The 13,964-nt window shown below is 50.4% G+C and carries 11 protein-coding genes; 1 reads left to right on the forward strand and 10 read right to left on the reverse strand.

Annotated features, from left to right (window positions below; genetic code table 11):
• Positions 1-27: 27 nt before the first annotated feature.
• From ASG02_RS09820 to hprK, 4 genes are read right to left on the reverse strand one after another with little or no spacing between them, the layout of a single operon-like run.
• Complete coding sequence (locus ASG02_RS09820) at positions 28-510, reverse strand: DapH/DapD/GlmU-related protein (RefSeq protein ID WP_056062966.1); 483 nt, start codon at positions 508-510, stop codon at positions 28-30.
• Entirely contained in the window at positions 494-1,150 is a 657-nt protein-coding gene (gene ppaX, locus ASG02_RS09825; RefSeq protein ID WP_056062970.1) for a pyrophosphatase PpaX, read from the reverse strand. Before ppaX ends, ASG02_RS09820 begins: the two co-directional genes overlap by 17 nt.
• Positions 1,151-1,153: 3 nt before the next feature.
• A complete protein-coding gene (gene lgt, locus ASG02_RS09830; protein WP_035409997.1) occupies positions 1,154-1,984 on the reverse strand; it encodes a prolipoprotein diacylglyceryl transferase in 831 nt (276 codons plus the stop codon).
• A complete protein-coding gene (hprK, locus tag ASG02_RS09835; RefSeq protein WP_035396292.1) occupies positions 1,984-2,919 on the reverse strand; it encodes an HPr(Ser) kinase/phosphatase in 936 nt (311 codons plus the stop codon). Before hprK ends, lgt begins: the two co-directional genes overlap by 1 nt.
• A 123-nt stretch (positions 2,920-3,042) precedes the next feature.
• On the opposite strand from hprK, the gene ASG02_RS09840 reads away from it, so the two are divergent.
• Positions 3,043-3,429: a hypothetical protein gene (locus ASG02_RS09840; protein ID WP_056062973.1), complete on the forward strand. Its 387-nt coding sequence runs from the start codon at positions 3,043-3,045 to the stop codon at positions 3,427-3,429.
• 199 nt (positions 3,430-3,628) lie between these two features.
• Here the strand turns inward: ASG02_RS09840 and ASG02_RS09845 are convergent, their stop codons facing one another.
• The 6 genes from ASG02_RS09845 to ASG02_RS09870 form a co-directional block, all read right to left on the reverse strand.
• Positions 3,629-4,738, reverse strand: coding sequence for a DUF4097 family beta strand repeat-containing protein (locus ASG02_RS09845; protein ID WP_056062976.1), 1,110 nt, complete (start codon positions 4,736-4,738; stop codon positions 3,629-3,631).
• Positions 4,739-4,838: 100 nt separating this feature from the next.
• Positions 4,839-7,694: an excinuclease ABC subunit UvrA gene (uvrA, locus tag ASG02_RS09850; protein ID WP_056062979.1), complete on the reverse strand. Its 2,856-nt coding sequence runs from the start codon at positions 7,692-7,694 to the stop codon at positions 4,839-4,841.
• Between the two features lies 1 nt (position 7,695).
• Positions 7,696-9,663, reverse strand: coding sequence for an excinuclease ABC subunit UvrB (gene uvrB, locus ASG02_RS09855; RefSeq protein ID WP_023469235.1), 1,968 nt, complete (start codon positions 9,661-9,663; stop codon positions 7,696-7,698).
• A gap of 207 nt (positions 9,664-9,870) precedes the next feature.
• Positions 9,871-11,034 (reverse strand): PDZ domain-containing protein, encoded by a 1,164-nt coding sequence (locus tag ASG02_RS09860; RefSeq protein WP_056062982.1) that lies wholly within the window; start codon positions 11,032-11,034, stop codon positions 9,871-9,873.
• Positions 11,035-11,056: 22 nt separating this feature from the next.
• Positions 11,057-12,481, reverse strand: coding sequence for a S41 family peptidase (locus ASG02_RS09865; RefSeq protein WP_056062985.1), 1,425 nt, complete (start codon positions 12,479-12,481; stop codon positions 11,057-11,059).
• A gap of 93 nt (positions 12,482-12,574) precedes the next feature.
• The gene (locus ASG02_RS09870; protein WP_056062986.1) at positions 12,575-13,951 is read right to left on the reverse strand and encodes a murein hydrolase activator EnvC; all 1,377 of its coding nucleotides are present in this window, start codon (positions 13,949-13,951) and stop codon (positions 12,575-12,577) included.
• Positions 13,952-13,964: the final 13 nt, after the last annotated feature.

The following is a 13,964-nucleotide window of genomic DNA, read 5'->3' on the forward strand; positions in this document are numbered from 1 at the left end:
TTTTCCTTCTTCCTTCTCACAGTTTTGTCACATTTCGTGCCGGCGAAGCGGCTGACTCGAGACGCGTTCGTTCGGAGCGATGTCCCGGTGAACAACCGATCCGGCACCGACAACGGCACCATCTCCGATCGTCACACCCGGAAGGATCGTCACGTTCGCACCAATCAAGACGTTATTTCCAATGACGACGTCACCTAAACGATACTCCGTCGTCAAATATTCATGACAGAGGATCGTCGTATTGAAGCCGATGATCGTATTGTCACCAATCGTAATTCGCTCCGGGAACATCGTGTCTGGCATCACCATCAAGGCAAGTGCCGTCTTCTCCCCGATTTTCATCCGAAGACACGTCCGGTAGAGCGCGTTCTTGAAGCGTAACGACGGGGCAAACCGACCAATCGTGACGATCGTAAAGCACCACATCACTTTAAAGAACGACACCGTCCGGTACATATGCCAAAGTGGATTCGTCGTTCCGACCTGAAACCGATCAGTTCGCCGTGCCATTTTGTTCCTCCAGCCAAGCAGCGAGATGATCCATCGAATCAATGATGATGTCCGGCTCGAGAGCTTCTAAGTACGCACGTCCTTTGATCGCCCAACCAACCGCGACTGTCTTCACTCCTGCGTTCTTGCCCCCAAGGATGTCCGTATCGTTGTCACCGACCATGATCGTCTCGTCTGGTGTTGATCCAAGTAACTGCATCGCTTTCTCAAACGGCTCGACGGCTGGTTTTTCTTCCGTTACGTCGTCGGCTGCGATGACAGCGTCAAACAGTGACGTCAATCCGAATAACTCGATGCCGCGGAGAGCGACACGACGACTCTTCGACGTCACGACCGCCATCTTATAGCCTGCTTCATGCAAACGGCGTAATCCGTCAAGCACACCCGGATACTCGAGCACGAGTGCGTCATGCATGGCGATGTTGTAGCTTCGGTAAAAAGCGACCATCTCTTTCCACTGTTCCGTATTCATCGCTGAGAATGACTTTTCAAGCGTCGGACCGATGAACGGAAGCAGTTCCGCTTCCGTGAACGTCCGGTCGGGGTAATAGTAACTGAGCGTATGCTCAAAGCTTTTTAAGATCAATGGATTCGTATCAATCAACGTTCCATCTAAGTCAAACAAAAGTGTGCGAATCATCGATTACTTCGCCTCCTTTTTTGAACCGTCCAAGTAACGAACGGCATTGCGACGAATGACGAGCATGATCACACCGAAGATGACTAAACAAATCGAGACGACTTGCGCCGTCCGCAGTCCGTCAGCCATCAGACTGTCCGTCCGGAGTCCTTCGATAAAGTAGCGTCCGATCGAATACCAAATCAAATAACCGAGGAAGACATATCCACGACGTGGGTTGAACTTCATCCGCCAGACGATTAATAGAATGACACCAATGATGTTCCAGATGCTTTCATAGAGGAATGTCGGTAAGTAGTACGTCCCGTCGATGTACATCTGATTGACGATCCAGTTCGGTAAGTGCAACGTATCTTGTAAGTACGACCACGTCGTCTCGCCGCCGTGTGCTTCTTGGTTGAAGAAGTTGCCCCAGCGTCCGACAGCTTGACCGAACAAGAGCGACGGTGCCAGGATATCAGCGATCTGCCAGAACGAGATCTTTTTCTTCCGCGTATAGATGATGACCGTCAAAATCGCGCCGATGATTGCGCCATGGATTGCGATTCCACCTTGGCGGATGTTGATGATCTGATCAAGATGCTGACTGTAGTAGTCCCACTCGAACGCGACGTAGTAAATCCGGGCACAGATGATACTGATCGGAATTGACCAGATGACGACATCGACCGCATACTCTTCATTGAAGCCGATCCGCTTCGATTCGAAGATCGCGATCAACAGACCGACGACCGCACCGAGTGCGATGACGATCCCGTACCAGTAAATCGGTACCGGTCCGAGATTGATTGCGACGCGATCAAACGTTGGTTGTACAGAGGCTAGAGTTCCCATCAAAGACCACCATTCCCATCTTCAATTGCTTGCGCGAGACGTCCCGCGAATTCTTCTGCTGTATTAATGCCCATGTTTTTCAGGCGATAGTTCATCGCTGCCACCTCAATAATGACGGCGAGGTTTCGTCCGGGACGAACCGGAATCGTCAAGAACGGGATTTCCGTATCGATGATTTGAAGCGTCTCTTGATCCAGACCAACGCGGTCATAGACTTTCGATTGATCCCAAATCTCGAGGTTACAGACGAGGCTGATCTTCTTGTGCGAGCGAACAGCACCTGCACCGAACAACGTCATCACGTCGATGATCCCGATTCCACGAATCTCAAGCAGATGTTGAATCAACTTCGGTGCCGTTCCGACGAGAATCCCGTCACCCGTTTGACGAATCTCGACCGAGTCATCTGCGACCAAACGATGACCCCGCTTGACGAGTTCGAGTGCTGTTTCCGATTTACCGACGCCACTTGCTCCTTTGATGAAGACGCCGACACCATAGATATCGACAAGGACACCATGCATCGCCGTCGTTGGCGCGAGTTCCGCTTCGAGGAAGTTCGTGATCTGTGACTCGACCGATGTCGTATGCCCTTTTGTCGTCAACAGTGGCACGTTCGTCTCGTCCGCAGCTTGGATGATCGCTTCCGGCACTTCAAATCCACGTGTGATCAAAATACCAGGTGTTTCATCTGTACAAAGGACGTTCGCTCGTTCACGTTGTTCCTCGTACGTTAAATTATTGAAGAACGTCAATTCTGTTTTTCCGAGAATTTGAAGACGTTCTGCCGGGTAATAGGCATAATAACCGGCAAGCACAAGGCCAGGTCGGCACAAATCAGCCGTTAGAATCGGGCGATGTAAGCCTTCTTCTCCCGTGACGATGTGGAGATTGAATTGTTTTACGATTTCAGCTGTTCGCACTTTTGGTTGCACGCTTCGTCAGCCCCTTTCACTTGAAGTATTGTACCATATTTTTATTCGGTTCATGGAATTGGATTAGAAGCATGATTTCTTGGGAATGGAATAAAGAGTTAATATTTTGAAGGAGGTTTTGCCATGATGTCAGGTGGCGGTATTTGGTTCGTTTTAATACTTATTTTATTCGGGATCCTCGCGATCGCCGGTTTCGTTTATCTCGTGATTTCGCTGATCGATATGTGGAAGGCTTACTCCCGGTATCAAGATCAAACAGCTCTCTTATTCTTTATTATTTCCATCATCGGGGTCTTCATCAGTGGGTCCTTCATCTCTTACGTCCTCGCGATCATCTTCTATTGGAATCGGGCACGCGGAAAGAGTTGGCTCGGCATCGGTCTGATCCTCGTGTCGATTTTCCTCGCGATTATCGGTGTCATCGCCTTACTCTCGTTCGGTTACGATATGAATAATATCGAGAACATGAACTTCGACGAGCCGATGATGGATCAGGATTACGATTATTGATGTAGCTACACCCATCTTCTTATGAGGATGGGTGTTTTTACATGTGCAGACGAGGTCGTTCCGCATCTGTGACTCCTACAGGAAAAAGCGCGGTCATCCGCGCTGTCAGAGACAAACGAGCCTGAGAAAAGCACGCAAAGCTGATGCGACGTCATTAGAAAAGCGCAACCTCTTTTTCAAGAAGTTGCGCCGAGTATGCTTATAACGCTTGTGGACTGAGGTGAACGCCGTGTGTGACCGAAATCGTACCTGTCTTCGTATCCGCTTCGACCTCGATTTTTGGTGAACGGCCGCGTCCTGATACGAAATGGAGTTTCCGGTTGACGATCTCTTTTTGATCCCGAATCAATTCCATGTCGTCCAAGTTGCAGTTGAGACCACCAAAGTTCGTCTCAAGTTCCCCGTAGACTTCAGCGCCATGCGGCAACATCAAGGCGATGCTTCCAGCAAGTGACGAGGCTTTGACTTTCGCATTTTGCGCTGTCTTCAGCTCGCACCGGACGTTTCCGTTCGCTGTTTTCAATTCTGAACGTTCGAAGACACCCGTCGTGATGATTTGACCGTTGGCTGTCTTCGCTTTTAAGACCTTCAACTCCGACTCTTCGATTTCGATCGAGCCGTTCGCTGTCGATACTTTGACATCTTCACTGAAGAGGTCACGGACGTTGACCCGACCGTTCGCTGTCATCAGTTGAGCGGATGTCGTATCGAGTGACGATAACGAAATTTCCCCGTTCAACGTCTGTAAGACGAATGATTCGTAATGACGGCGTGGTACTTTCAGATGGACTGTCGCACGGACACTCTTATCCTTCAAACGGATCGAGAGTGTGTTCGCCGATACCGCGTGTTGCACAGCGGCTTGAAGTTGCTCAAGCGCCTGTTCTTCCGTCACCTGTTGGCGGCGGAGCGGACGTCCTGTCACCGTCAATTCGCATTCTTCAAGATCACTCGGTTCGACGACCAAGTTCGCATTGAACAGATCGACGTGAACCGTCTCACCGCTGAACGGGAATTGTTTGACGTAGGTGACGTTCGGACCGGACGCCTGATTAAGCGAAAGATCACTGTCCTTGATCCGGCTGACGAGATTATCGAACGCTGACATGACTTTCGTCGTCAGTGAATCGACAGAATACTGGTCGACCCGATCATATTGTTCTGGTTCATCGACGTACTTATGTTCACTGGCAGAAGTTGCACGTTCGTCGATCGCTTCGAGCCGCTCGAGTTTATCGAGTGCCTCATCAATCGTTAACTTTCCTTCTTTGACTTGCTCCAATATCAATTGACGCATATCTTGCTTCATGAACCGTTCCCTCCTATTCTTGAACCTCAAACGTGTGTTACATGATACTTTCGTTTAAGTTCCCTTAGTTCCTTCCTACGAATCCTCATCCACAAAAGTTTCACGATTCAATTCGTGCCGCGTCGCGTTCAAGGACAGGTGCGAGGTATCGTCCCGTGTAGGATGCTTCAACTTCAGCGATCTGTTCCGGTGTACCGGCAGCAACGATTGTTCCGCCACCGTCGCCCCCTTCAGGTCCGAGATCAATCAAATAGTCTGCTGTCTTAATGACGTCTAGATTGTGTTCGATGACGAGCACCGTATCACCATTGTCGACGAGTCGTTGTAAGACTTTCAGGAGGCGCGCGATATCATGGACGTGGAGTCCCGTCGTCGGTTCATCGAGGATATAGATTGTCTTCCCGGTCGAACGTTTATGCAACTCGGACGCGAGTTTAACACGTTGTGCTTCCCCGCCGGACAGTTCTGTCGCGGGTTGACCGAGACGCATGTACGTCAGACCGACGTCAGCGATCGTCTGCAATTTCCGTGTGATTTTTGGAATGTTCTCAAAGAAGGCGAGGGCATCTTCAACCGTCATCTCAAGCACGTCGGCAATCGTTTTGCCTTTATATTTCACTTCAAGTGTTTCGCGGTTGTAGCGTTTACCGTGACAGACTTCACACGGAACATAGACGTCCGGTAAGAAGTGCATCTCAATCTTGATGATCCCGTCGCCACGACAGGCTTCACAGCGTCCACCTTTGATGTTGAAACTGAAGCGTCCTTTTTTGTAACCACGGAGTTTCGCTTCGTTCGTCGAAGCAAAGACGTCACGGATATCATCGAAGACACCGGTATACGTTGCTGGGTTCGAGCGCGGTGTCCGACCAATTGGTGACTGGTCGATGTCGATGACCTTATCGATTTGATCCAGACCGGTGATCCCTTTATGGGCACCTGGTTTTTCCTTCGCCCGGTTCATCTCGTGCGCAATCGTCTTATAGAGAATTTCATTGATCAACGTCGATTTCCCGGATCCCGAGACACCAGTGACAGCGACGAACAGACCAAGCGGAATGTCGACATCGACGTTTTTCAGATTGTTTTCCGATGCTTTGTGGATATGGAGCATCCGACCGTCTGGCTCTTTGCGTGTCGACGGAACAGGAATGAACTTCTTACCGGACAAGTATTGACCAGTCAACGAGTTCGCATCCTGCATCAACTCTTCCGGTTTTCCGGCTGCCGTAACGAATCCACCGTGATCGCCGGCACCAGGTCCGATATCGATCAAGTAGTCGGCTGCCATCATCGTATCTTCATCGTGTTCGACGACGATCAGCGTATTGCCGAGATCACGCATCGCCTTCAGCGTATTGATCAGACGATCATTATCGCGTTGGTGTAAGCCGATCGATGGTTCATCCAGAACGTAGAGGACGCCCGTCAGACGCGAACCGATTTGTGTCGCAAGACGAATCCGTTGCGCTTCCCCACCGGATAATGTCCCCGCTGCGCGTGAGATCGTCAGGTAATCGAGACCGACGTTCTCAAGGAACGACGCCCGTTCATGAATCTCACGGACGATCATCCGCGAAATCGTCTGATCCTTCTCACTTAATTTCTCCGGTAGTTCGTCGAAGAACATGACCGCTTGTTTAACAGACATCTTCGTCACTTCACCGATATGGTGATCGGATACTTTGACGGCGAGCGATTCCCGTTTCAAGCGATGTCCTTTACACGTCGGACACGCCTTCTTCGCCATGTAGCCTTCCATCTGTTCCCGGATATAATCAGACGACGTCTCCTTGAAGCGACGTTGTAAGTTATTGAGAACTCCTTCGAAGTAGAGGTTCGTATTTCGGACCATCCCGAAATCATTCTCATAACGGAAGTGAATCTCTTCCTTCGTGTTTCCGTTCAAGATCGTTTCGAGATGTTCTTCTGACAATTGTTCGAACGGTGTATCCATATCGATTTTAAAGTGGTCACAGACCGCTTTGAGCAATTGTGGATAATACTGCGAGCTCGTTGGTTCCCACGCCACGATTGCCCCTTCGTTCAATGACTTATCGGGATGCGGCACGACGAGATCAACATCGACCTCAAGCTTCGTTCCGAGACCATCACATGACGTACAAGCACCAAACGGTGAGTTGAACGAGAACATCCGTGGTTCGAGTTCGCCGATTGAGAAGCCACAAATTGGACAAGCATGATGTTCACTGAACAATAGTTCGTTGCCGTCCATTGTATCGACGATGACCCGACCATCCGCGAGGCGAAGTGCAGTCTCAAGTGAGTCCGCAAGACGGGCTTCGACGTCTGGTCGCACGACGACACGGTCGACGACGACTTCGATCGAGTGTTTCTTGTTTTTCTCAAGCGTGATCTCTTCGGCGAGATCCATCGTCTCTCCGTTGACACGGACGCGGACGAAACCTTCCTTCTTCAAATCGTCGAGCACCTTGACGTGCGTTCCTTTGCGTCCGGAAACGATTGGCGCTAGAATTTGCAGACGCGTCCGCTCCGGCAACTCCATCACTTGGTCGACCATCTGGCTGATCGTCTGGCTTGAAATCTCGATTCCGTGATTCGGACAAATCGGCTTCCCGATCCGTGCGTACAACAGGCGCAAATAGTCATAGATCTCTGTGACCGTTCCGACCGTCGAACGTGGGTTTTTACTCGTCGTCTTCTGGTCGATTGAAATTGCTGGACTCAGTCCTTCGATCGTGTCGACATCCGGTTTATCCATCTGTCCGAGGAACTGACGGGCATAGGCAGATAAACTTTCGACATAACGTCGTTGTCCTTCCGCGTAAATCGTGTCGAACGCAAGCGACGATTTCCCTGACCCGGACAAGCCCGTCAAGACGACGAGCTGATCGCGGGGAATTTCGACATCGATGTTTTGTAGATTATTGACGCGAGCGCCTTTGATGATAATCTGATTCTTCTTTTCTCCCAACTTAGGCACCTGCTTTCAATTCTAATATGAGGTCGCGGAGCTCAGCAGCTCGTTCGAACTGCATGTCTTTCGCCGCTTGACGCATCTCTTGGTCGAGCTGCTCAAGCAACGTTTCACGTTCCGGTTTTTTGAGTTTGTTGAACTTCTCGAGTTTTTCGACGGTGTCGTCGCTCTCGATCGTCGTACTGATGACACCACGGACATCCTTTTTGATCGTCTGCGGCGTGATGCCATGTTCTTCGTTGAACGCCATCTGGATCGCGCGACGGCGTTCCGTCTCATCGATTGCGCGTTGCATCGAATCGGTGACTTTATCAGCAAACAAGATGACGTGTCCTTCCGAGTTCCGAGCCGCCCGACCAATCGTTTGAATCAGCGAACGGTCCGACCGGAGGAACCCTTCCTTATCGGCATCAAGAATCGTCACGAGTGAAACCTCTGGAATATCAAGTCCTTCTCGTAACAAGTTGATTCCGACAAGGACATCGTATTTCCCGAGCCGCAAGTCACGTATGATTTCAATCCGTTCCAGGGTCTTGATCTCCGAGTGCATGTAGTTGACCTTGACGCCATTCTCTTTCAAGTAATCGGTCAAATCTTCTGCCATCTTCTTCGTCAGTGTCGTCACGAGAACGCGTTCGTTCTTCGCGACCCGGTCACGGATGTTATCCATCAAGTAATCGATTTGTCCTGTGATCGGATGAATCTCGATCGTTGGATCAACGAGACCGGTCGGACGGATGATTTGCTCGACCATCTCTTTCGAATGTTCGAGTTCATACGGTCCTGGTGTCGCCGAGATATAGATCGCCTGACTGACTTTTTCCTCGAACTCCTCGAACCGTAACGGACGGTTGTCTTTTGCCGACGGAAGACGGAAACCGTGATCGACGAGGACTTGTTTCCGTGCCTGGTCCCCGTTATACATCCCGCGAATTTGTGGCAATGTGACGTGTGACTCATCGGCAACGAGTAAAAAGTCCTTCGGGAAGTAATCGAGCAATGTATACGGTGTTGCCCCTTCCGGCATCAAGTTCAAGTGACGCGAGTAGTTCTCGATTCCGGAACAATAGCCCATCTCACGCATCATCTCAAGATCGTAGTTCGTCCGTTGTTCGAGCCGTTGCGCTTCAAGCAACTGATTGTCTTCACGTAACTTCGCAAGCTGCACTTCAAGTTCCTTCTCGATGTTCGCGATCGCTTTCTGTAGACGGGTATCCCCCGTCACGAAGTGGGACGCCGGGAAGATCGAGATGTGCTCGCGGTCCGCGACGATCTCACCTGTCAGCGGATCCATGTCACGGATCCGTTCAATCTCGTCACCGAAGAACTCGACCCGGACACACTGTTCGTCGCGTGACGCCGGGAAGATTTCGACGACGTCTCCGCGGACGCGGAACCGTCCGCGCTGGAAGTCGATGTCGTTACGCTCATACTGGATATCGATCAGACGACGAAGCATCTCGTTTCGCCCCATCTCATTGCCGACACGCAGGGATAAGACGTGGTTGTTGTACTCTTCCGGGTTACCAAGACCATAGATACACGAGACAGACGCAACGATCAAGACGTCTTCTCGTTCAAACAAGGCGGACGTTGCCGAGTGACGCAACTTATCGATCTCATCGTTGATCGAAGAGTCCTTCTCAATGAACGTATCCGTCGACGGAACGTACGCTTCCGGTTGGTAATAATCATAAAAACTAACGAAGTATTCGACCGCGTTGTTTGGGAAAAATTCCTTGAACTCCGAGTAGAGTTGTCCCGCTAGTGTTTTGTTATGGGCAAGGACGAGCGTCGGTTTCTTGATTTCCTTGATGACGTTCGAGACCGTGAACGTCTTCCCGGTACCGGTCGCCCCAAGCAACGTCTGATGTCGTTCGCCTTGTTTTAGCCCAGTCACCAATTTTTCGATTGCCGTTGGCTGATCACCGCCTGGTTCAAATGGTGAAACGAGTTCAAAATCCATCGTTTGCTTCCCCCTCATCACGTTAAAAAATCTATTTCTATTGTATCACTTTACGAACAAACATTCGATTATGAAGTGCTCCTTTTAGGAAGTTACCCTTTTTTTCGAAAATGCAAAAGTTTCTTTTTACTTCGAGTGCTGATCTTCGATTTTTCTGCCGACAAAAAAATCCCTGTCACGGCTGTTCCGTGACAGGGATGTACTAGTTTAATGCAAAGAGCGTACCTTCGTCCGACCGTGGACCGGTTCGTTGACGAAGAGGATACCGAGCTCATGATGATCTTGTTCATAAAAGGCACGTTGCGCAAAACGGATGTCTCCGTTATGGTTCATGACTTCAAGACGCAGATACGGTTTGTGTTTTTGGATGGCTTCATAGAACGATGCTTCCGAGTCGACCTTTTCACCGTTGACCTTATAGATCGCTTCACCTGGAATCAAGCCCATCTCAGCAGCCGGTTTATCGGGAAGTGTTCCAAGGATGACGGCACCACGCGTTCCATTGAGGAACAACGGCGTTTGCGCCCGGTTCAAGCGTTTGACCCGCTGGTGCAACAAAATGTGCAGGACGAGCAACAAGACGATTCCGTAGAGCCATTCAGCTTGACCAGTCACGTACGCAAGAACCGTCAATAAAACTGCAACAAGACTCGTGATCAAACGTCCTTGAACGAGCGGACGCATCAATTCTTTCGGCAGCTTCCCTGTAAAGAGGAAACTGAAACCGATCGGTAACCAGAGAACGACCGGAACGAGTTCCGGGAAGCTGTAACGTGGCCACCAGGCTTCAAGCACGTCGCCCGGAACAAAGACGAGCAAAGGCAATAGCCAAAGTTTATTCGCTGACAGCCCACCGATGAAGCGACCACGCTTCGAAACGACGAGTGACGGTGACAGACGCCGCTGCCCGCGCCACCAGACGAGGAGACATTCCGCGACGAGCGTCAACGTCGCAAGCAATAAAACCATCTTCGGCTCGACCGCTCGGATCGAGTCAAGACGTGAATCCATCACGAACCAGCCGGTCAGTCCAAGCAAGACGATCGGCCAGAGTGGCAGGTTCAAACGAACGACACCAATCAACAGCAGGACGCTCGAAAGTCCAAGCAACAGTAGAGCGTACTGCGGTGTCACTGTCAATCCGAGCCATCCGCTGACGACGGACAAGACGAGACCGACGAGTAGGCCTGGTAAAAGTGTTTCGAGGACATCGCTTCGTTTACCGTGTGTCCGGGAGCGAAACAGTCCGCGTTCCCGTTTGACACGCCGAATGCCGATGACCCAACTGACAAGGAGTGCTAACCACAAGGTCGGACTGGCGATGAGACTAATCGCGGTCCAACCAATTTCATCGAGTAATTCCACGCGCATTCAGACCTCTTTCCATTCCTTATTATTGAGCAGCGACCTCGAGTGCTTTTTTCCGCTGGACGTCATTCTTATCGTCCTGGAGTTTCTTCAGGAGACGCGTCTCCATCTCACCCGCTGTCTGCTGATCGATTTTTCCAGTGACGTCAAGTTTCGCATCCTTTTGCAAAGCCTCGACAGCTTGTTTCATCGTGTCACCAAAATAGCCGTCCTGTCCTTTTGGCTCGTACCCGATCGCTTCGAGGACGAGGTGGGCATTCTCGACTGATTTTCCGTAATCGCCGACAGCGAGTGACTTCTGATCAGTCAAAATTTTCGTGACGTTGAAGTACGCCGGTTGTTTGACTTCGACCGTCGGCTTGACCCCTTTTTTGTGGATCCAGTTCCCGTCTGGTGTCAGCCATTTATTCGTCGTCAACTTCAGGTCGCTACCGTCCTTCAAGTCATACGCACTTTGGACGATCCCTTTCCCGAACGACTTCGTACCGACGACTTCGGCGCCAGCTCCTTCCTTCAGACCGGCTGCGAGGATCTCGGACGCTGAGGCCGATCCGCCGTCTTCTAAGACGACGATGTTATATGGTTTCTTCTCGTCTGCCTTCCCGAATTCCTGCTGGCGCTCGCCTTTATTGTTCTCGACTTGATAAATCGGCACGTCTTTCGGAATGAACGGAGCGATCATTTTCGAGACAGCCGTCAAAAGACCACCCGGATTTCCGCGCACATCAATGACGAGTCCATCAATGTTCTGACTCTCGAGTTTCGTCAACCCCTTCTCGAACTCTTCTGCTGTCGGTTCCGAGAACTGTGTTACTTGTAAGACACCGATCTTCTTGCCATTGACATTCTCCGTTGACGTATAGACCGTCTCGATTGGAATCGTATCGCGTTTAATCGTGATCTCCATCGCGTCTTGTCCGCTACGCTGAATCGTCAGGACGACATTCGTTCCTTTTTCACCGCGAATTTTTTTAACGGCTTGATCCGTCTTTTGACCTTTTGTCGACTTACCATCGATTTCTAGGATGACGTCGCCTGGTTTGATACCAGCTTTTTCAGCAGGTGATCCTTTGATCGGCGAGACGATGACGATCGACTCACCTTTTTGTTCAAGCGTCGCACCGATCCCTTCAAACGAAGACGACAGATTCGTGTTGAATGAGGTCGTTTCCGACTCATCCATATAAACGGAATATGGATCGTTAAGCACTTCTGTCATGCCAGATAACGCACCATCGAGTAACTCTTTATCTGTCACGTCTTTTAGATAATTTTGTTCGATCATCTGCCGGACCTGGTCGATTTTTTTCCAATCACCTGTCGCATTCGAAGATGATGACTGCGTTGCAACGGAATCTGTTCCGCCAGCCGCTAACATACCGACGGCACCTGCCCCTAAACCAAGCCCGAAGGTACTGACCGCAATCACTGCTGTTGTAGATTTTTTCACGCTTGATTCCCCACTTCCATTAAAAACGCATTATTTTTTTCAGTATAGCAAAAAAAGATAGGTTACCCTATCTTTTCAGTATTCTGTGGGATGTCAAAAGATGTACGGTGCTGGGTCAACTGCATTCGGTTGTCCGACTGCCCACTCTCCCTTATGCAATTCGAAATGCAAATGCGGACCTGTCGACCAGCCCGTTGTACCTAATGTGCCGACCGTCTTACCCGGCATGACTGTTTGACCGGCGGAGACGCTGATCGAATCGAGATGTGCATAGACGGTCGTGTAGACCTGTCCATCGATCAAATGCGTCACCATGACGACGTTCCCGTAACCTGTTGCACTACCGGCACGTAGAACGATACCACCTGCCGCCGCATGAATCGGTGTTCCTTTTGCATTTACGAGATCAATCCCTTTATGAATCTCCGGCTTTCCTGTCAACGGATTGTTCCGGGGACCGAACGGCGACGAGACATATCCTTGAACCGGTAAATGGAACGGGCGACTCGTCACGGCATCTGCCGGTTGCTCCGGCGTCGCAGTCGGTGACTCGACTTCAGGAATGGTCGGTTCCGCACTTGGAGCATCGGATTTTTTCTTTTTTGCCTCTGCTGCACGTGCCTCTTCTGCCGCTTCCGCTTGACGTTTTGCTTCTGCTGCCCGCGCCGCTTCTTCCGCTTTCCGTTTCGCTTCTTCTTTTGCTTTCCGTTCGGCTTCTTGCAGGGCGATCAATTCGTTTTGAATCAGACGGCGCTGATCCGCGAGAATTTCTGCTTCCTCGGCTTTAGAGAACTGCTCTTGTTGCAGTTCCTTGACCTTCGTGTTCAACTGGACGACAAGCTTTCGCTTGAGCTCAGATTCCGCAATGATTCGTGTCTGGAGTACGAGCAACTTCCGTTGTTCCCGTTTCATGCTTTCAAGCAATAGTGCTTGTTCCGACCGTTGTTCGCTCAGTTGTTTGACGTTCCCCTTGTAAGCTTGTAAGACATGATCATCTTGTTTAATGATCTCACTGACCGTACTGAAGCGCGAAATCAAATCACCAAAGTCTTTTGCGTCGAGCAAGACCTCGATGTATTTGACGTCTCCTTTTTGTTGGACGGCACGCAATCGGCTTCCAAGCAACTCTTCTTGTTGATGCAGTTCCTTGAGCGTCTCGGAAATCGCTGCTTCCGTCAGACGCAATTGTTCTTTAGATGCAGCAACAGCCGCTTGTTGATCGGCTATCTTAAGCGCTAAATCATCCAAACGGCTGTTGACTTCATTCAGTTGCGCACGGGCTTCCTTACGCTCCTGTTTCGTCAAGATCAACTTCTCTGATGTCTGATTCTGTGATCGTTCCGTCTCTTTCAGACGGCTTTCGACCTCCTGTTGTTCCTTCAGCAAATCTTCTTTCGACGTGGCATCAACGGACACATTAGTTCCAATCAAAGCTAAGCTCAGGACGGCAGAATAGAATCGGACTTTCATGAGAAGCATCTCT

The organism is Exiguobacterium sp. Leaf196 (genome assembly GCF_001423965.1).
In the GTDB taxonomy this organism is placed as follows: Bacteria; Bacillota; Bacilli; order Exiguobacteriales; family Exiguobacteriaceae; genus Exiguobacterium_A.